The sequence below is a fragment of the Streptomyces sp. C10-9-1 genome (assembly GCF_024497955.1).
Classification (GTDB): domain Bacteria; phylum Actinomycetota; class Actinomycetes; order Streptomycetales; family Streptomycetaceae; genus Streptomyces; species Streptomyces sanyensis.
On record NZ_JANHKP010000013.1, the window covers coordinates 25,535 to 44,568 of the forward strand.

Below are 19,034 nucleotides of genomic sequence, written 5' to 3' on the forward strand. Positions count from 1 at the left end.
CGCCGCTCCGAAGCGGTGCCGGCCGGGCCGGAGCGGCCGCTCCCGGCAGGACGGCCCCGACCACCGCTCGGCGCCCGCCAGGGACGGGCGACGGCGCCGTCCGCTCAGTCCGGGTCCGCCCGCTCCTCGGCGGCCCCGGGGCGTCCGTCGTCCGCGGGCCCGGGACCCGAGCCGCCGCCCACGGCGCACGCCGCCGCGTGGAGGTCCTCCGCCCTCACCCCGGAGAAGGCCGCCGCCAGGTGTCCGTCCGGCCGTACCATCAGCACCGAGTGCGCCGGAGCCCCGGGATAGCCCTCCGTCACCAGCAGCTCCGCCGCCACCGGCAGCCCCTCCACCGCGGCTGCCAGGCGGGGCATGACGCCCGCCCCGACCCAGTGCCTGCGCTCCCAGACACCCGTGCCCGGGGCGACGAGGACCACCAGCAGCCCGCGCCCCAGCCGTTCGCGCAGCAGCCCGCCGGTGCCGTCGGGCGAGGTCACCCGGACGTCCTCCACGGGAGCGCCCTCCGGTGTGGCCACGGCGGTCCGCGTCGGGCAGCCGCCCGGGGTGAGTGCCGAATGCGCGTACACCGGCGGTGCCCCGAGAGGCCCCTGGCCCACATGCGCGTCGGTGAGCATCTGGTCGTGCCCCCGGGCGGCTCCGGGCAGGTAGGTCCGCAGACCGCCGCCGCTGCGGAGTATCGGGAGGCACTGGTCGGCGGCCCGCAGCCGGGCGGCCACGGCGGTGCGGCGCTCGTCCTCGTAGCTGTCCAGGAGAGCGGAGGACGCCCGGCCGTGCCAGGCGAAGGCCAGCTTCCAGGCCAGGTTGTCCACGTCCCGCAGCCCCTCGTCCACCCCCTGGGTCCCCAGTGCGCCGAGCAGGTGGGCCGCGTCCCCGGCCAGGAAGGTCCGCTCCGCGCGCCAGCTCCGCGCCAGGCGGTGGTGCAGGGTGTGCACCCCGGTGTCCAGGAGCTCGTAGGACGGCACCCCGCCGCACCAGGCGCCGAGGGTGTCGCGGACCCGGGCCACCAGCGTCTCGGGGGTCACCAGGTCCCCGCGCGGAGGCAGCAGCCAGTCCAGCCGCCACACCCCCTCGGCCAGCGGCCGGGCCGTGATCTCCTCGGTGCCGGGCAGGAACACCGGGCGGCGGTGCAGCAACGCCTCACCCGGCCACGGCAGCTCGGCCCGCAGCGCGGCGACGGCGTGGCGCTCGACGGCGGTCCGCCCGGGGAAGCGGATGCCCAGCAGCTTGCGCACCGTGGAGCGCGCCCCGTCGCACCCCACCAGGTAGCTTCCCCGCCACCAGGTGCCGGACGGGCCCCGGGTGTGCGCGGTGACCCCGGAGAGGTCCTGCTCCAGTGTGTCGAGGCGGCCCTCCGTGACCAGCCGCACCAGGCTGCGGCCCTCCGCCGCTGCGCGCAGCGCGCGGGTCAGCGCGTGCTGGGGCAGGTGCAGCGGCGCGGGGGCGCCGTCCGCCCCCAACGCGAGGCGCCGCACCTCGGCGCGGCGGCGCATGGAGCGCCAGCCGGACCAGCGCGCGCCCTCCTCGCCGGGCCCGGAACCGCACAGGCGCTCCGCCAGTGCCGCGGTGTCCGGGCGCAGCACCACCGTCCGTGCCGGACGGGTCTCCTCCTTGCCGCCGGTCTCGTCGAGGACCACGCTGGGCACCTCCTGGTCGGCCAGGGCGAGGGCGAGGGCGAGGCCGACGGGCCCGGCCCCCACCACGATCACCGGGTCCACGGGCCGCCTCCGTCCGGGCAGCCGTCCGCCGGGGCGGGCACGGCTGCGAGAGGCGGGCGGGACGGTGCGGAGGAAGCCCGGTACGCGATCACAGAACGTATGCAACTCACTGTGAGTGCTCGCGTCAAGCGACACCGGCAAGCACCCGCCGGGAGCCCCGCGGGGACGTACCGCGCGCCGAGGGGCGGCGGCCCGCAGGCCGCCGCCCCTCGGCGGTCGTCACACCCGGTGAGCTGCCGGGCTCAGGGGCCTTCCTTGGTGGTCACACCCGGTTCGGCGACCGGTTCCTCGGCTCCGGCCTGCTCGGCGTGGAGTACCGCGCCGCTGCTGCGCTTGGCACGGCGCAGCCTGCGCTCCAGCCACGAGGCGAAGCTGGTGAGTATCAGGTTGAGCACGATGAAGACCAGCGCCACGACGATGAAGCTCGGAATGACGTTGGCGTAGTTGGCCGCCAGCGTGCCCCGCGCGTTGAGCAGCTCGGGGAAGGCGAGCAGCGCACCGCCCAGGGCCGTGTCCTTCACGATCACCACGAGCTGGCTGACCAGCGCCGGGAGCATGGCGGTGACGGACTGAGGCAGCAGGATGCTGGTCATCGTCTGGCCCTTGCGCAGGCCGATGGCCTTGGCGGCCTCCGTCTGCCCCTTGGGCAGCGAGAGGATGCCCGCGCGCACCACCTCGGCGAGGACCGAGGCGTTGTAGAGGACCAGGCCGGTGACCACCGCGTACAGCGGACGCACATCCGAGCTCAGGTCGGTGGAGACCGAGTAGAACTGGTTGGCGAACAGCATCAGCAGCAGCACCGGGATCGCCCGGAAGAACTCCACCACGACCCCCGCGGGGCCCCTGACCCAGCGGTGGTCCGAGAGCCGCGCGATGCCGAGGAGCGCGCCCAGCGGCAGGGCGATGACCATGGCCAGTGCCGCGGCCTTGAGGGTGTTGCCCAGGCCCGGCAGCAGATAGGTGGTCCATGCCTGCGCCTGGGTGAACGGCTCCCACAGGGCCCAGTCGAGCTGCCCCTTGTCCGCCATGACGGCGAGTGCCCACCAGCAACCGAGCCCCAGCAGCACGACGAAGCCGACGGTGTAGAGGACATTGCGCCTCTTCGCCCCGGGGCCCGGGGCGTCGTAGAGAACGGAGGTCATCGCTTCACCGCCATGCGCTTGCCGAGCCAGCCCAGGAACAGCCCTGTGGGCAGGGTGAGAATTACGAAACCGAGTGCGAAGACGGCGGAGATGAGCACGAGCTGCGCCTCGTTCTCGATCATCTCCTTCATCAGCAGGGCCGCCTCCGTGACACCGATCGCCGAGGCGACCGTGGTGTTCTTGGTGAGGGCGATCAGCACATTGGTCAGCGGGCCGATCACCGAGCGGAACGCCTGGGGCAGCACGACGAACCGAAGGACCTGCGTGAAGCTCAGCCCGATCGCACGAGCCGCCTCCGCCTGCCCGACCGGCACCGTGTTGATGCCCGAGCGCACCGCCTCGCAGACGAACGCCGCGGTGTAGCCGCCGAGTCCGAGCACGGCCAGCCGGAACGCCTGCTCGTCGAAGTCGTCGGCGGCACCCAGGGTCACGCCGAAGACATCGGCGAGTCCGAGTGAGGCGAAGACGATGATGACGGTCAGCGGAATGTTCCGGACCACGTTGACGTAGACGGTGGCGAAGCCACGCATCAGGGGGACGGGGCTGACGCGCATCGCCGCCAGCAGCGTGCCCAGGACGAGGGAGCCGATCCCGGAGAAGACGGTGAGTTTCACCGTCACCCAGAACGCCCCCAGCAGGTCGTAGCCTTCAAGAAAGTCGAACACGATCTCCCGCGCTTCCGCGTGTGGGGATGGCCGGGCGCGCCGCCGTCACCGGCGGCGCGCCGTTTCGGCCGTGCTTCACTTGACGATGTTGCCGATCTGCGGCGCGGGCTCGTTCTCGTAGTTGGCCGGGCCGAAGTTGGCCTTGACCGCCTCGTCCCAGGCCTTGTCGGAGACCATCTTCTCCAGCGCGGCGTTGATCTTGTTGAGCATCTCGGTGTCGCCCTTCTTGACACCGATGCCGTAGTTCTCGTTGCTCAGCTCCAGGCCGGCCAGCTTGAACTTGCCCTTGTACTGGTCCTGCGAGGCGTAGCCGGCGAGGATCGAGTCGTCGGTGGTCAGCGCGTCCACGGCACCGCTCTGCAGCGCGTTGAGGCACTCGGAGTAGGTGCCGACCTGCTTCAGCTGGGCGTCGGGGGCGAACTTGGTCTTGACGTTCTGCGCCGAGGTGGAGCCGGTGACCGAGCAGAGCTTCTTGCCGTTCAGGTCCTCGCCCTTGGCCACGTTGTCGTCGGCGCGGATCAGCAGGTCCTGGTGGGCCAGGAGGTACGGGCCGGCGAAGTCGACCTTCTCCTTGCGCTCGTCGGTGATGGAGTAGGTGGCGGCGATGAAGTCCACGTCGCCCCGCTCCAGCGCGGTCTCGCGGTCGGCGCTCTTCGTCTCCTTGAAGACGATGTCGCCCTCCGCGTAGCCCAGCTCCTTGGCGACGTAGGTGGCGACGTCGACGTCGAAGCCGGTGAAGGAGCCGTCAGGGGTCTTCAGGCCGAGGCCCGGCTGGTCGTACTTGATGCCGACGGTGATCTTCTTGTCGCCGGAGGAGGAGCCGGCGTCGCCGTCCTTGTCCTCGGAGCCGCAGGCGGTGGCGGTCAGCGAGAGGGCGAGCACGGCGGCCGAGGCGGCGGTGACCTTGCGAAGGTTCATGATGGATGACTTCCCTTGGGTTGACGCGTACGGAGCGGACCGGCGGGGGCCGGCCCGGGACTCAGTGGTGGAGGATCTTCGAAAGGAAGTCCTTGGCCCGGTCGCTGCGCGGGTTGTTGAAGAACTCCTCGGGGGAGGCCTCTTCGACGATCTTGCCGTCGGCCATGAACACCACCCGGTTCGCCGCCGAGCGGGCGAAGCCCATCTCGTGGGTGACGACGACCATGGTCATGCCGTCCCGGGCGAGCTGCTGCATGACCTCCAGGACCTCGTTGATCATCTCGGGGTCCAGGGCGGAGGTCGGCTCGTCGAAGAGCATCACCTTCGGGTCCATGGCGAGCGCCCGCGCGATGGCGACGCGCTGCTGCTGCCCACCGGACAGCTGCGCGGGGTACTTGTCGGCCTGTGCGCCGACGCCGACCCTGTCGAGCAGCGACCGCGCGTTGGCCTCGGCCGTCTTCTTGTCCGTCTTGCGGACCTTGACCTGCCCCAGGACGACGTTCTCCAGGACCGTCTTGTGGGAGAACAGGTTGAACGACTGGAAGACCATGCCGACGTCGGCGCGGAGCCGGGCGAGCTCCTTGCCCTCCTGGGGCAGTGGCTTCCCGTCGATGGTGATCGACCCCGAGTCGATCGTCTCCAGGCGGTTGATCGTGCGGCACAGCGTGGACTTGCCCGACCCCGAGGGGCCGATCACGACGACGACCTCACCCCGGGCGATGGTCAGGTCGATGTCCTGGAGCACGTGCAGCGCGCCGAAGTGCTTGTTCACATCGCCGAGCACGACCAGGTCGCCCGCCGGGGGCTGGGGACCCTCCGACTCCTTGGTCACGGACACTTCGCTCATCGGCCTCTTGCTCCATCCTCCTCGGTTGCAGAGGACCCTAATCACGCCGTGCGAGCAGCGTCATTACATCTGAGCGGAAATTGAGCATAACGATATGGCTGCACCCGGACACGATGAGTGAACGGGCCGACGGCCCGCGTACCGGCTCCATAACGGAACCGCGGGTACGGCCGGTGGCCTCTTGACGGGGGGCTGTCCGATCGGTGTTCATGCCCTGTTGGGTGCGGAGCCATCCGCCGCTCGGCGGCCCGCCCGTCCGCAGGCGGGATCTTCCGGGCGGAAGCCGCTCGGGGCGCCGCCCGGCGGGCACGATCGCACGGCGCATCCGCCGGACCACAGCACGGGAATGGAGAGGGACCATGAGGCTGCTCCTCGTGGAGGACGACGACCACGTCGCCGCCGCTCTCTCCGCGGTGCTGGGACGGCACGGGTTCCAGGTCGTCCACGCGCGCAACGGCGAGGAGGCACTGCGCGCCGTGCTCCCCGACGGGCAGGCCGACAAGCCTCCCTTCGGCGTGGTCCTGCTCGACCTCGGCCTCCCGGACCAGGACGGCTACCAGGTCTGCGGCAAGCTCCGGAAGCTGACGGCCACCCCCGTGATCATGGTGACGGCCCGCTCCGACGTCCGCTCCCGCATCCACGGCCTCAACCTCGGCGCCGACGACTACGTCGTCAAGCCGTACGACACCGGTGAACTGCTCGCCCGGATCCACGCCGTCAGCCGCCGCACCCACGCTTCGGAGGAGACCGCCGTCGCCGGGGGCGCCGACGACGCCCTGCGGCTCGGGTCCGTCACCATCGAACTGCCCACCCGCCGGGTGAGCGTGGACGGCTCCGACGTGCAGCTCACCCGCAAGGAGTTCGACCTGCTGGCCCTGCTGGCCCAGCGGCCCGGGGTGGTCTTCCGCCGGGAGCAGATCATCAGCGAGGTCTGGCGCACCAGCTGGGAGGGGACCGGCCGCACCCTGGAGGTGCACGTCGCCTCCCTGCGCTCCAAGCTGCGGATGCCGGCGCTCATCGAGACGGTGCGCGGCGTGGGCTACCGGCTCGTCGCACCCGGCCCGGCCTGAGGCGCGTCGTCCCCGGTGCGTACCCGCCTGCTTCCTCTGCTCATCGTGCTCATGGCCGGTGTGCTGCTGGCGCTCGGCTTCCCGCTGGCCGTCAGCCTGGCCGCGGCGCAGCAGCAGGGCGTGGTGGTGGACCGCATCGACGATACCGTCCGCTTCGCGGCACTCGCCCAGTTCGTCACCGAGGGGCCCGAGGGCTCGGACGAGCGCCGTGCCACGCTCCAGGACCAGCTCAACCGCTACCACGACACCTACGGCATCCGTGCGGGCGTCTTCTACCGCGAGCGCAACTCCCTCGCCCGCGCACCGCAGAACTGGACCCTGCCCACCGAGGGCGAGGGACTGGAGGCCTTCGAGGAGGCGCTCACCGGGCGCCGCAGCGACGACCCGCCGCAGGTCTGGCCCTGGCAGCAGGGGCAGCGGCTGGTGGTGGCCTCACCCGTGGTGAGCGACGGCGACGTCGTCGCCGTGGTCTTCACCGACTCGCCGACCGGCCAGCTCCGCTCCCGGGTGCTGCGCGGCTGGCTGCTGATCGCCGCGGGGGAGAGCGCGGCCATGCTGCTGGCGGTGGGGGCCGCCTTCCGGCTCACCGGCTGGGTGCTGCGGCCCGTACGGGTCCTCGACGCGGCCACCCACGACATCGCCACCGGGCGGCTGAACTCCCGGGTCGCCCCGTCCGGGGGCCCGCCGGAACTGCGCCGCCTGGCACGCTCCTTCAACGAGATGGCCGACAACGTCGAGACCGTGCTGGAGCAGCAGCGCGCCTTCGTCGCCGACGCCTCCCACCAGCTCCGCAACCCGCTGGCCGCACTGCTGCTGAGGATCGAGCTGCTGGCCCTGGAGCTGCCCGAGGGCAACGCGGAGATCGCCTCGGTGCGCACCGAGGGCAAGCGCCTCGCCCAGGTCCTCGACGACCTGCTCGACCTCGCGCTCGCCGAGCACGCGGCGGCCGACCTGCAACTCACGGACATCGGCGCGCTCGCCGCCGAGCGGGTCGCCGCCTGGCGCCCGCTGGCCGAGGAGAAGGGCGTGGCGCTGGCCGGGAACACGGCGGCGGTCACGGCCTGGGCGGACCCCGTCGCGCTCTCCAGCGCCCTGGACGCAGTGATCGACAACGCGCTGAAGTTCACGCCGCACGGGGAGGCGGTCACGGTGGAGGTGGCGTCGAACGGGGGCACCTCCACGGTCGTCGTCACCGACAAGGGGCCCGGGCTGAGCGACGAGGAACTCGCCCGGATCGGCGACCGGTTCTGGCGCAGCGGCCGCCACCAGAACGTCAAGGGGTCGGGTCTGGGCCTGTCCATCTCGCGGGCGCTCCTCGCGGCGGGCGGCGGCTCCATCGCCTTCGCCCACCACCGGCCGCACGGCCTGCGGGTGGTGCTGACGGTGCCCCGCGCCGCGCCCGACGCGCCCTGAGCCCGATGCCCTCCGAAGGCCGCCCGCGCGGCGGTGCGGGGTGCCTGCCGAGCGGGTGCGGCCGACGCGTCAGAGCGGTGCGAGCCGGGTGCGCAGGAGGCAGAACTCGTTGCCCTCCGGGTCGGCCAGGACGTGCCAGGACTCCTCGCCGGTCTGGCCCACGTCGGCGTGCCTGGCGCCGAGGGCGAGCAGCCGCTCCAGCTCGGCGCTCTGGTCGCGGTCGGTGGCGCTGACGTCGATGTGCAGCGGGAGCTTCCCGCTCCGGGGGCCGCGGCCTGGGCTCAGGACGAGGGTGGGCTGCGGGCCGCCGAAGCCGGTGCCGGGAGGGCCGATCTCGATGCTCCCGTCCTCCTCACGGCCCAGCTCGACGTAGCCCAGCACCTCGCCCCAGAAGGCGGCGAGGAGGCCGGGGTCGGTGCAGTCGATGACCAGTTCACTGATGCGCGATGCCATGTCCGCGAGTGTAGGAAAGACCCGGTGCCGAGCGGGGCCGTCCGGGCGGAGGGCCGCCGCCCGGACGCCGTCGCACCGCCGGACGCGTCCCGCGCGGACTACGGCTTCGCCGAGCGGTAGTAGCGGCGGGCGCCGTCGTGCAGGGGCAGGGGCGAGGTGTAGACGGCCGTGCGCAGGTCCACCAGCTGGGCGGGGTGGACGGTCTTGCCGATGCGGTCGCGGCTGTCGATCACCGTGCGGGTGAAGCCCTCCGTCAGCACCGGCCCGATCCGGTCGGTGGTGACCAGCAGGTTCGCCACGGCGACCGTGGGCACCGGCACCCCGCCCTGGGCCTGCGGGTAGGCGTCCGCGGGCATCACCGCGGAGCGGTAGTAGGTGGTCGAGTCACCGCCGGCGTGCAGCCTGCCGACCAGTTCCGGTTCCAGCGGCACCAGGCGGATGTCGAACCGCTCCGACAGCTCCTGCACCGAGCCGGTGGGCAGGCCGCCGGACCAGAAGAAGGCGTCCAGCTCACCGCCCTCCAACTGCGCGGGCATCGTGTCCATGCCGGCCGGGACGGGGGTGATGCCGTGCGTCGGGTCCACGCCCGCGGCCGCCATCAGCCGGTCGGCGACGAGCCGGATCCCGGAACCCGGCTCCCCGACGCCGACGGTTCTGCCCCGCAGGTCGGCCACCGAGCGCACGGGGGAGCGGCGGGGGACGATCAGGTGCACGTAGTCGTCGTAGAGCCGGGCGCAGCCCCGCAGCCGGTCCGCCTCGGGGAGGCCCTGGTGCCGGTAGGTGGCCACCGCGTCGGCGGTGGCGATGGTGAAGTCGGCCTCGCCGGAGGCGAGCCTGGCCAGGTTCTGCTGGGAGCCCTCGCTGGTCCTCAGCTCTATCCGGACGTCCGGCATGTCCTCGGCCAGGGCGCGCTCCAGCAGCACTCCGTAGCGCTGGTACACGCCGCTGCGGGAGCCGGTGCTGAAGGTCAGCTCGCCGCTTGGCGAGGGACGGCCGAAGGGGACCAGCCACCAGGCGAGCAGCCCGCACACCACCAGCGCGGCCACCGAGGCCGCGAGGGCGCGGCGGCGGCTGAGGCGGAGGACGACGGCCGGGCACATGCGCGCGATCCTGCCAGGTCGCCCGGTGCCCTGGCCAGGGGGGTCCGTCCACGGGACGCGGCACCGGCCGCACGCCCCGGTCCGGGGCGGACGGGGCCGTCCCCGGGCCCCCTTACCCTGGTGGCATGACCAGCAGCAGTGACCGCGCGGGAGCGGTGGACGACGTGGGCCTTGCCCGGAGCTACGAGATCCGCACCTACGGGTGCCAGATGAACGTCCACGACTCCGAGCGGTTGTCGGGTCTGCTGGAGCAGGCCGGCTACGTCCGCGCGCCCGAGGGCTCGGACGGCGAGGCCGACGTGGTCGTCTTCAACACCTGCGCCGTCCGCGAGAACGCCGACAACAAGCTGTACGGGAACCTCGGCCGGCTCGCCCCGGTGAAGGCGTCCCGCCCCGGTATGCAGATCGCCGTCGGCGGCTGCCTCGCCCAGAAGGACCGCGACACCATCGTCGGCAAGGCCCCCTGGGTCGACGTCGTCTTCGGCACCCACAACATCGGCAGGCTGCCGGTCCTGCTGGAGCGCGCCCGGGTGCAGGAGGAGGCGCAGGTCGAGATCGCCGAGTCGCTGGAGGCCTTCCCCTCGACCCTGCCGACACGGCGCGAGTCCGCGTACGCGGCCTGGGTGTCGATCTCCGTCGGCTGCAACAACACCTGCACCTTCTGCATCGTGCCCGCCCTGCGCGGCAAGGAGAAGGACCGGCGGCCCGGCGACATCCTGGCCGAGGTCGAGGCGCTGGTGGCCGAGGGCGTCTCGGAGATCACGCTGCTCGGGCAGAACGTCAACGCCTACGGTTCCGACATCGGCGACCGCGAGGCGTTCGGCAAGCTGCTGCGTGCCTGCGGCGCGGTCGAGGGGCTGGAGCGGGTCCGCTTCACCTCGCCGCACCCGCGGGACTTCACGGACGACGTCATCGCCGCCATGGCCGAGACGCCGAACGTGATGCCGCAGCTGCACATGCCCCTGCAGTCCGGCTCGGACTCCGTGCTCAAGGCGATGCGCCGCTCCTACCGGCAGGAGCGTTTCCTCGGGATCATCGAGAAGGTCCGCGCCGCCATCCCGCACGCGGCCATCTCCACCGACATCATCGTCGGCTTCCCCGGCGAGAGCGAGGAGGACTTCGAGCAGACCCTCCACACCGTGCGCGAGGCCCGGTTCGCCAACGCCTTCACCTTCCAGTACTCCAAGCGCCCGGGCACCCCGGCGGCCACCATGGAGGGGCAGATCCCCAAGGAGGTCGTCCAGGAGCGCTACATGCGGCTGGTCGCCCTCCAGGAGGAGATCTCCTGGGAGGAGAACAAGAAGCAGGTCGGACGCACGCTGGACGTCATGGTCGCCGAGGGCGAGGGCCGCAAGGACGACGCCACCCGCCGCCTGTCCGGCCGCGCCCCCGACAACCGGCTGGTCCACTTCACCCAGCCCGGGCAGGAGGTCCGCCCGGGCGACGTGGTCACCGTCGGGATCACCTACGCGGCCCCGCACCACCTCCTGGCGGAGGGCGAGGCGCTCGCCGTGCGCCGCACGCGCGCCGGGGACGCCTGGGAGCGCCGCCGGGCCGCCGGCGCGGCGAAGCCGGCCGGGGTGATGCTCGGCCTGCCGACGGTCGGTGCCCCCGCGCCGCTGCCCGCCGCGGCCGCCCCCGGGTGCGGCCGGGACTGACCGGCCGCGACCGGCCGGCGCCGGCGCCGTGCGGCGGTCCCCGCACGGCGCCGCCCACGCCCGTCCCGCACGGACTAGGCTGGCGATCATGCTTGCCGCCGCCGCCGTGTGCCCCTGCCCGCCGCTGCTCGTCCCCGAGGTCGCGGCCGGTGCCGCCGCCGAGCTGGACGCCGCGCGGGACGCCTGCATGGACGCCATCGGAGTGCTCGCCGCCTCCCGGCCCGACCGGCTCGTCGTGGTCGGACCGGCCGACGTGGACGGCGACGGGCCCTACCCGCCGGGAAGCACCGGCTCCTTCCGCGGCTTCGGTGTGGACCTCGGCGTCCGCCTCGGCCACGGGACCGGCGCCGAGCGCCCCCTGCCCCCCTCGCTCGCCGTCGGGGCATGGCTGCTGGGCCGCGCCGACTTCGGCGACTGCCCCGTGGAGGGCCTGGCGGTCGACGAGGCGCTCGCGGCGGAGGACTGCGCCGCCGCGGGGCGCGACCTGGCCGGACGGGCCTCGGGCGGCCGGTCCGCCCGGACGGCCCTGCTGGTCATGGGCGACGGCAGCGCCCGCCGGACCGTGAAGGCGCCCGGCTACCTCGACGAGCGCGCCCTCGGCTTCGACACACGCATCGCACGGGCCCTGGGAGCGGCCGACCTCCCGGCGCTCCTCGCGCTCGACACGGGTCTCGCCCACCAGCTCAAGGTCTCGGGCCGGGCGCCCTGGCAGGTCCTGGCGGGCGCCGCCGAGGGGGCGGGACTGGGCGGACGTCTGCTGTACGAGGACGCGCCCTACGGAGTCGGGTACATGGTCGCCGCCTGGTCCTGAACCCCGCGGACGGCCGCGGGCCCCGGCCCGCACCCGCCGCGGAGCGGTGCTCCGCGACGGGGCGGACCGGGGCCCGTGCCACGGGTCCTCAGGAGGCGGGAGGCTGCTGGCCGCCGCCCTCCGGCGGGTGCCCGCCCCCTTCCGGGTGCGCGATGCGCCCGAGAGCGTCCTTCGCCTTCCCGGTGCCCGTCTCGATCCGGTCGCTGTACTTGCCCTTGGTCCTGTCGTCGACCGTCCTCGCGGCCTTGTCGAGGCCCTGCCCGATCCTGCCCTCGTGCTGCTGGGCCAGGTCGGCGACCTTCTCCTTGGCCGGGGCGAGCTTGGTCTTCAGGGTGTCCAGGAAGCCCATGGTCCACCTTCCCTCGTGGTCCCGCGCGGGGACCGCTCCGGGCGTCCTCCGGCGGCTCCGCCCGCCGCCCTCGCCGCGCCCCGCGGGCCGGCGGCGGTGCCGCGGGACACGCGTCCCGCGGGACGGGGACCGGACCGGTGCCGTGCCGCCCCACCTCATGGCGAACAGGTCGATACCGTGCGGAACCGGAGGAAAACGCCTGCGATCACTCCTCAGCGTACCCGCGGCTCCCGCTTCGGGCGCCGGAGCGTCTCCGGGCGCGCGGACACCGCCCGCCGCGGCCCCGCACCGCGCCCGGCCGGGGCTCCGCCCGCGTCCGGGCACGGCCCGCGGTTTGGGAGACTGGGGCGGTGAACACCGCAGCTCCCGCACCGCGGGTCATCGCAGTCGTCGGACCCACCGCGGCCGGCAAGTCCGATCTGGGCGTCCACCTCGCCCGGCGGCTCGGCGGCGAGGTCGTCAACGCCGACTCCATGCAGCTCTACCGGGGCATGGACATCGGCACCGCCAAGCTGCCGCAGGAGGAACGCGGCGGGATACCCCACCGGCTGCTGGACATCTGGGACGTCACCGAGGCCGCCAGCGTCGCCGAGTACCAGCGCCTGGCCCGGTCGGAGATCGACCGGCTGCTCGCCCGGGGCCGCACCCCCGTCCTCGTCGGCGGGTCCGGCCTCTACGTCCGCGGGGCGATCGACGCCCTGGAGTTCCCCGGGACCGACCCCGCGGTGCGCGCCCGGCTGGAGGAGGAGCTCGCGGCCGACGGGCCCGGCCCCCTCCATGCCCGCCTGGCCGCCGCGGACCCCGACGCGGGCCGGGCGATCCTGCCGGGCAACGGGCGGCGCATCGTGCGCGCCCTGGAGGTGATCGAGATCACCGGCAGGCCCTTCACGGCCAACCTCCCCGGCCACCGCTCCGTCTACGACACCGTGCAGATCGGCGTGGACGTCGCACGCCCCGAGCTCGACGAGCGCATCGCCACCCGCGTGGACCGCATGTGGGAGGCCGGACTGGTGGAGGAGGTGCGCACGCTGGAGGCGCACGGGCTGCGCGAGGGCCGCACCGCCTCCCGGGCCCTCGGGTACCAGCAGGTGCTCGCGGCGCTCGCGGGCGAGTGCAGCGAACTCCGGGCCCGCGAGGAGACGGTGCGCGCCACCAAGCGCTTCGCCCGCCGCCAGGACTCCTGGTTCCGGCGGGACCCCCGCGTCCACTGGCTCAGCGGTGCGGAAGCCGACCGCGAGGAACTTCCGCGGCGTGCCCTGGCGTTGATCGAACGGGCGGTCACAGCCTGATCACGTGATGGCATCGGGATGCCCCGGGTGTCATGCGGCCCTCCGGGAGCGTGCCATCATCGAGCATCGATCGACAGTTGAGTCCGAGTGGGGAGGGCGCGTGGCGATGGAGGCCGGCCCTCGCGACACCGAGCACGAGCAGCGCGATGCCGTCGAGGTGGCACCGGGGCTCAGCCCGGACGGACCCGAGGAGCAGGACGTGCTCGCGGACGAGGTCGAGGTCGAGCTCCGCCCCCCGCGGCGGCTGAGGATCTGGCAGCTCGCCCCCATCGTGGGCCTCGCCGCCCTCGGCTCCCTGATGTTCGCCTTCCCGCTCGCCTTCGGCACCGGTGACGGCGGGGCCGTCGTCGCGATGCTCGGCCTCCTCATCTGCGGCTGCGCCGCGGGCTGGGGGGTCATGGCCGCACGGCGCGTCGGGCACACCTGGCCCGGTCTGCCGGAGCGCGGCTCCGGCCGGCGGCCCGACTGGCGGGTGGTCGCCCTGTACGCCGGGATGGCCGCGGTCCTCGTCGCCCTGGCGGTGTGGCGGGTCGCGCGCCTCCGCTGACCCCCGTCCCGGCGGGCGAGGCCGGTCCTGTACCCCGTCTCGTACGATGGGGACGTGACCAGCGCCACGCAGACCCAGCCCGTCCGCTTCCTCAAGGGCCACGGAACCGAGAACGACTTCGTGATCGTCCCCGACCCGGACGGCGTCCTCGACCTCTCCCCGGCGGCCGTCGCGCGCCTGTGCGACCGCAGGGCGGGTATCGGCGGCGACGGCATCCTGCGCGTCGTCCGCTCCGCCGCCCATCCCGAGGCCCGGCACATGGCCGACGAGGCCGAGTGGTTCATGGACTACCGCAACGCCGACGGCTCCGTCGCCGAGATGTGCGGCAACGGCGTCCGCGTCTTCGCCCGCTACCTCCAGCGGGCCGGGCACGCCCGGGTCGGGGAGTGCGCCGTGGCCACGCGCGGCGGCGTCAAGCGGGTCCACATCGCCAAGGCGGGCACCGGCTCCCCCGAGGGCGACGTGACCGTCTCGATGGGCCGGGCCCGCACCCCCGGCGACGAGGTGACCGTGGCCGTCGGCGGGCGCAGCTGGCCCGCGCGGCACGTGAACATGGGCAACCCGCACGCGGTGGCCTTCGTCGAGGACCTCGCCCACGCCGGGGACCTGCTGACGGAGCCCTCCTACGGGCCCGCCTCCGTCTACCCCGACGGTGTCAACGTGGAGTTCGTCGTCGACCGCGGCGAGCGCCACGTCGCGATGCGCGTCCACGAGCGCGGCTCCGGCGAGACCCGCTCCTGCGGTACCGGCGCCTGCGCGGTGGCCGTCGCCGCGGCCCGCAGGGACGGCACCGACCCCGCGGCCACCGGGACCCCGGTCAGCTACACGGTCGACCTGCCCGGCGGCCGCCTCGTCATCACCGAGCACCCCGACGGTGCGATCGACATGACCGGTGCGGCTGTCATCGTCGCCGAGGGCACCGTGGAGCCCTCCCTGCTCGCCGGCACCGCCGCGGGCTGACGGCCCGGCCCTTCCGGGGCGCCGTCCGGCGGCGGGTGCGCGGCAGGCGCGGCCGCACCGGGGCGGGCGGGGAGCGCGCGCCGATTCGCACGGAACCCGCCCGCACCATCCCTCGAATGGGTGATCCGTTTCACGCTGGGCGAGAGCGGCACTGCTCCACGTGGTCGGCTCGGTAGCATCAAGCACCGGCAGGGAGGCGCGACCCGACTCTCCCCTGCGCCGGTCGACGCCGCCGGAGGTGCCCCATGACAGAGGCCGCGAACCCAGGTGCCCACAGCCGCCGCCGCGGCCGCCCCCGGATCGACCTGCGCCGGCTCGGGCGCGCCGCGCTGATGGGCCCCGCGGTGCGCGACCGCCTGCCCGACGCGATCGGCCACGTCGTCGACGCCCACCGCGCCCACCACCCGGACGCCGACCTCGCCACGCTGCACCGCGCCTACGTGCTCGCCGAGTCCTCCCACCGGGGCCAGTTCCGCAAGAGCGGCGAGCCGTACATCACCCACCCGCTCGCCGTCACCCTCATCCTGGCCGAACTGGGCGCGGAGACCACCACCTTGACGGCCTCGCTGCTCCACGACACCGTCGAGGACACCGAGGTGACCCTCGACCAGGTGCGTACCGGGTTCGGTGCGGAGGTGGCCTACCTGGTCGACGGCGTCACCAAGCTGGAGAAGGTGGACTACGGCGCCGCCGCCGAACCCGAGACCTTCCGCAAGATGCTCGTCGCCGCCGGAAACGACGTCCGGGTGATGTCGATCAAACTGGCCGACCGGCTCCACAACATGCGCACCCTCGGCGTGATGCGTCCCGAGAAGCAGGCCCGCATCGCCAAGGTCACCCGCGACGTCCTGATCCCGCTCGCCGAACGGCTGGGCGTCCAGGCGCTGAAGACCGAGCTGGAGGACCTGGTCTTCGCGATCCTCCACCCGGCGGAGTACGAGCGCACCCGCGCGCTGATCGCCGGGCACTCCGGGGCCTGCACCGCCCTGGACACCATGGCCCAGCGCTTCCGCACGGTCCTGCGCGAGGCCGGCATCCCCGCGGAGGTCCTGCTCAGACCGCGCCACTTCGTCTCCGTCCACCGGGTGTGCCTGAAGCGGGCCGAGCCCCGCAGCACCGACTTCGGCCGACTGCTGGTGCTGGTGGGCGAGGACGCCGACTGCTACGCGGTGCTCGGCGAACTCCACACCTGCTTCACCCCGGTGGTCTCCGAGTTCAAGGACTTCATCGCCGCGCCCAAGTTCAACCTCTACCAGTCCCTGCACACCGCCGTCGCCGGGCCGGACGGAGCGGTCGCGGAGGTCCTCATCCGCACCCACCGGATGCACACCGTCGCCGAGGCGGGCGTGGTCGCCCTGGGCAACCCCTACGCGCCCACCGAGGGCGCCGAGCCCGCGGACGGCGAGCGCGCCGACCCGACCCGGCCCGGCTGGCTCTCCCGGCTCCTGGAGTGGCAGCAGTCCACCCCCGACCCGGACCACTTCTGGACCTCCCTGCGGGCCGACCTCGCCCACAACCGCGAGATCACCGTCTTCCGCGCGGACGGCCGCTCCCTGGGCCTGCCCGCCGGTGCCACCTGCGTCGACGCCGCGTACGCCCAGTACGGCGAGCGCGCCCACGCCACCGTCGGCGCCCGGGTCAACGGGCGGCTCGCCGCCATGGGGACGCCGCTGCGGGACGGGGACACCGTGCAGGTGCTGCTCGCCCAGGACACCGGCTCGGGCCCCTCCCCGGACTGGCTCGACCACGCCCGCACCCCCGCCGCGCGCATCGCCATCGGCGGCTGGCTCGACGCCCACCCCGAGCCCTCCGGTACGCCGCCCGCCGCCCCCCGCCGGCCCGCCCAGCGCACCGCGGAGCGGCCCTCCGCGGCCAATGCCGTGGTCGACCTGCCGGACGCCACGGTCCGGCTCGCCGGATGCTGCACCCCCGTGCCGCCGGACCGGGTCACGGGCTTCCCGGTCCGCGGGGGAGCGGTCACCGTCCACCGGCGGGAATGCCCCGCCGTGGCCCGGATGACCAGGGCGGGACGGTCGCCGGTAGCCGTCCGCTGGGGCGACGCCGCCGACTGCCGGGTCACCCTGGTCGCCGAGTCCTTCGGACGCCCCGGGCTGCTGGCCGACCTCACCGAGGCGATCGCCGCCGAGGGCGCCGCCATCGTCTCCGCGACCGTGGAACCCCCCACCGAGCAGCGTGTGCGGCACACCTACACGCTCCACCTGCCCGACGCGACCGGGCTGTCGGCGCTGATGCGCGCCATGCGCGACGTTCCCGGGGTGTACGACGTGGGCCGTACCCAGCACCGCGGCGCACCGGCCGTCACCCGGCTGCCCCCGGACTGAGCCCTCGGACCCGGCCGCCCCGGGCGGGCCCCGGCCTCCCGGCGCCCTCCTTCGGGTGGGTGCCGCCCCCGGTCTCGCGCGCCGCACCCCGCGCCGGACGGGCCCGCTGGTACCGGTAGGGGCGTGCTGGCCACTCCACGGCGCCGCTCGCGTGCCCTCCTGCTGACCGCCGCCTCGGCGGCCCTCGTCGCCGCCGCCCTGCCCGGGCCGCGGGCCCTCGGCATCGGCGACCGCCTCTACCCCCTGCTCGGCAACCCCGGCTACGACGTCGTCGCCTACGACATCTCCCTCGCCTACCCGGGTGCCAACGACCGGCCGATGGAGGCGGTGACCACCGTGGACGCCCGGACCACCCGCCGCCTCGACCGGGTCAACCTCGACTTCACCCACGGCACCGTGCGCTCGGTGGAGGTCAACGGATCACCCGCCTCCTTCGCCACCGCGGAGGAGGACCTGGTGATCGAACCGGACCGCGCCCTGGCCCGCGGGAGCCGTCTGCGGATCACGGTCGCCCACACCAGCGACCCCCGCGGTCCCGCCGGCGCGGGCGGCTGGGTCCGCACCCGCGACGGTCTGGTGATGGCCAACCAGGCGGACGCCGCCCACCGGGTCTTCCCCTGCAACGACCACCCCTCGGACAAGGCGTACGTCACCTTCCGGGTCACCGCGCCCGATTCCGCCACCGTCGTCGCGGGCGGGCGCCGCACCGGCCTCGTCCGCGAGGAGGACGGAGCACGGACCTGGACCTACCGCTCGGCCCACCCGATGGCCACGGAACTCGCCCAGGTCGCCATCGGGGACCTGGCCGTCGTCGAGCGCAGGGGGCCGCACGGCCTGCCCGTGCGGGACGTGGTTCCCGTGGCCGACCGCGAGGCCCTGGAGCCGCGGCTGGCCCGGACCCCAGACCAGATCGCGTGGATGGAGCGGCGGGTCGGGCGCTACCCCTTCGAGACCTACGGCGTGCTCGTCGCCGACACGCGCACCGGCTTCGAACTGGAGACGCAGACGCTCTCCCTCTTCGAGCGCTCCCTGCTCACCGGTGAGGCCCTCCCGTCCTGGTACGTGGACTCGATCATGGTCCACGAGCTGGCCCACCAGTGGTTCGGCAACAGCGTCACACCGCGCACCTGGTCCGACCTGTGGCTGAGCGAGGGCCACGCGACCTGGTACGAGGCCCTGTACGCCGAGGAGCACGGCGGTCCGTCCCTCACGGAGCGGATGCGCCGCGCGTACCGGCTCAGCGACGGCTGGCGCGCCGCCGGCGGGCCCCCGGCGCGGCCCGCCCCGCCCGCGCCCGGCCGGCAGCTCGGCATCTTCCGCCCGGTCGTCTACGACGGCTCCGCCCTCGTCCTCTACGCCCTGCGCCAGACCGTCGGCGCGGCCGCCTTCGAACGGCTGGAGCGCGCCTGGCTGTCCGTCCACCGGGACGCCACCGCGGACAGCGCGGACTTCGCCCGCCTCGCCTCCCGCGTCACGGGCCGCGACCTGGACGCGTTCTTCGACGGCTGGCTGCACGCCCCCCGGACGCCGCCCATGCCGGGCCACCCCGACTGGCGCAGCGACGCACCGGGACAGGCCCCGTCCGCGGCCGGGGACCGGGCCGCCCTCCTGCGGGGCGCCGCACCCGGGAATTCCGGGTGACGGCGCCGACGGAGCCGTGCGACCATCGACGGGCCGCCGGCCGCCCGGGGACACCGCCGGGAATCTTCCCCGGCCGTGGCACGTTCTTCCCGGTGAAACCGGGCACACTGC

The 19,034-nt window shown here is 74.1% G+C and carries 17 protein-coding genes; 9 read left to right on the forward strand and 8 right to left on the reverse strand.

Annotation, left to right across the window (positions count from 1 at the left end; translation table 11 throughout):
- Positions 1 to 104 precede the first annotated feature (104 nt).
- The 5 genes from NPS70_RS19445 to NPS70_RS19465 all read right to left on the reverse strand — a co-directional run bounded on the left by NPS70_RS19445 (position 105) and on the right by NPS70_RS19465 (position 5,290).
- Positions 105 to 1,718 (reverse strand): FAD-dependent monooxygenase, encoded by a 1,614-nt coding sequence (locus tag NPS70_RS19445; protein WP_256525594.1) that lies wholly within the window; start codon positions 1,716 to 1,718, stop codon positions 105 to 107.
- A gap of 242 nt (positions 1,719 to 1,960) precedes the next feature.
- Positions 1,961 to 2,860: an amino acid ABC transporter permease gene (locus NPS70_RS19450; RefSeq protein WP_256525595.1), complete on the reverse strand. Its 900-nt coding sequence runs from the start codon at positions 2,858 to 2,860 to the stop codon at positions 1,961 to 1,963.
- Positions 2,857 to 3,525 carry an amino acid ABC transporter permease gene (locus NPS70_RS19455; protein ID WP_256525596.1) on the reverse strand — a complete coding sequence of 223 codons (669 nt, stop codon included), beginning with the start codon at positions 3,523 to 3,525 and terminating at the stop codon, positions 2,857 to 2,859. The genes NPS70_RS19450 and NPS70_RS19455 overlap by 4 nt, the downstream gene beginning before the upstream one ends.
- Before the next feature lie 75 nt (positions 3,526 to 3,600).
- A complete protein-coding gene (locus tag NPS70_RS19460) occupies positions 3,601 to 4,443 on the reverse strand; it encodes a glutamate ABC transporter substrate-binding protein (protein WP_256525597.1) in 843 nt (280 codons plus the stop codon).
- Between the two features lie 61 nt (positions 4,444 to 4,504).
- Positions 4,505 to 5,290, reverse strand: a complete 786-nt coding sequence (locus tag NPS70_RS19465) for an amino acid ABC transporter ATP-binding protein (protein WP_256525598.1) — start codon at positions 5,288 to 5,290, stop codon at positions 4,505 to 4,507.
- A gap of 359 nt (positions 5,291 to 5,649) precedes the next feature.
- Between NPS70_RS19465 and NPS70_RS19470 the strand changes: the two genes are divergently transcribed.
- Complete coding sequence (locus NPS70_RS19470; protein WP_256525599.1) at positions 5,650 to 6,360, forward strand: response regulator transcription factor; 711 nt, start codon at positions 5,650 to 5,652, stop codon at positions 6,358 to 6,360.
- A 15-nt stretch (positions 6,361 to 6,375) separates the two neighbouring features.
- A complete protein-coding gene (locus NPS70_RS19475) occupies positions 6,376 to 7,773 on the forward strand; it encodes a HAMP domain-containing sensor histidine kinase (protein WP_256525600.1) in 1,398 nt (465 codons plus the stop codon).
- Positions 7,774 to 7,842: 69 nt separating this feature from the next.
- Here the strand turns inward: NPS70_RS19475 and NPS70_RS19480 are convergent, their stop codons facing one another.
- Together NPS70_RS19480 and NPS70_RS19485 are read right to left on the reverse strand one after the other, a co-directional pair.
- Entirely contained in the window at positions 7,843 to 8,226 is a 384-nt protein-coding gene (locus tag NPS70_RS19480; RefSeq protein ID WP_256525601.1) for a VOC family protein, read from the reverse strand.
- A gap of 98 nt (positions 8,227 to 8,324) precedes the next feature.
- Positions 8,325 to 9,326 carry a TAXI family TRAP transporter solute-binding subunit gene (locus tag NPS70_RS19485; RefSeq protein WP_256525602.1) on the reverse strand — a complete coding sequence of 334 codons (1,002 nt, stop codon included), beginning with the start codon at positions 9,324 to 9,326 and terminating at the stop codon, positions 8,325 to 8,327.
- A gap of 125 nt (positions 9,327 to 9,451) precedes the next feature.
- On the opposite strand from NPS70_RS19485, the gene miaB reads away from it, so the two are divergent.
- Both miaB and NPS70_RS19495 read left to right on the forward strand, forming a co-directional pair.
- Complete coding sequence (gene miaB, locus NPS70_RS19490) at positions 9,452 to 10,984, forward strand: tRNA (N6-isopentenyl adenosine(37)-C2)-methylthiotransferase MiaB (RefSeq protein ID WP_256525603.1); 1,533 nt, start codon at positions 9,452 to 9,454, stop codon at positions 10,982 to 10,984.
- A gap of 88 nt (positions 10,985 to 11,072) precedes the next feature.
- Entirely contained in the window at positions 11,073 to 11,795 is a 723-nt protein-coding gene (locus NPS70_RS19495) for a hypothetical protein (RefSeq protein ID WP_256525604.1), read from the forward strand.
- An 88-nt stretch (positions 11,796 to 11,883) separates the two neighbouring features.
- On the opposite strand, the gene NPS70_RS19500 is transcribed toward NPS70_RS19495, so the two are convergent.
- Positions 11,884 to 12,144, reverse strand: a complete 261-nt coding sequence (locus NPS70_RS19500) for an antitoxin (protein WP_256525605.1) — start codon at positions 12,142 to 12,144, stop codon at positions 11,884 to 11,886.
- A 350-nt stretch (positions 12,145 to 12,494) separates the two neighbouring features.
- Here NPS70_RS19500 and miaA point away from each other — a divergent pair, with 350 nt between their 5' ends.
- The 5 genes from miaA (at position 12,495) to NPS70_RS19525 (ending at position 18,923) form a co-directional block, all read left to right on the forward strand.
- Positions 12,495 to 13,433, forward strand: coding sequence for a tRNA (adenosine(37)-N6)-dimethylallyltransferase MiaA (miaA, locus tag NPS70_RS19505; protein ID WP_256525606.1), 939 nt, complete (start codon positions 12,495 to 12,497; stop codon positions 13,431 to 13,433).
- 106 nt (positions 13,434 to 13,539) lie between these two features.
- Positions 13,540 to 13,980 (forward strand): hypothetical protein, encoded by a 441-nt coding sequence (locus tag NPS70_RS19510; protein ID WP_256525761.1) that lies wholly within the window; start codon positions 13,540 to 13,542, stop codon positions 13,978 to 13,980.
- Positions 13,981 to 14,034: 54 nt separating this feature from the next.
- Positions 14,035 to 14,940 carry a diaminopimelate epimerase gene (gene dapF, locus NPS70_RS19515; protein ID WP_256525607.1) on the forward strand — a complete coding sequence of 302 codons (906 nt, stop codon included), beginning with the start codon at positions 14,035 to 14,037 and terminating at the stop codon, positions 14,938 to 14,940.
- Between the two features lie 245 nt (positions 14,941 to 15,185).
- The gene (locus NPS70_RS19520; protein ID WP_256525608.1) at positions 15,186 to 17,282 is read left to right on the forward strand and encodes a bifunctional (p)ppGpp synthetase/guanosine-3',5'-bis(diphosphate) 3'-pyrophosphohydrolase; all 2,097 of its coding nucleotides are present in this window, start codon (positions 15,186 to 15,188) and stop codon (positions 17,280 to 17,282) included.
- Positions 17,283 to 17,408: 126 nt separating this feature from the next.
- Positions 17,409 to 18,923, forward strand: a complete 1,515-nt coding sequence (locus tag NPS70_RS19525) for a M1 family metallopeptidase (protein WP_305886110.1) — start codon at positions 17,409 to 17,411, stop codon at positions 18,921 to 18,923.
- Positions 18,924 to 19,034: the final 111 nt, after the last annotated feature.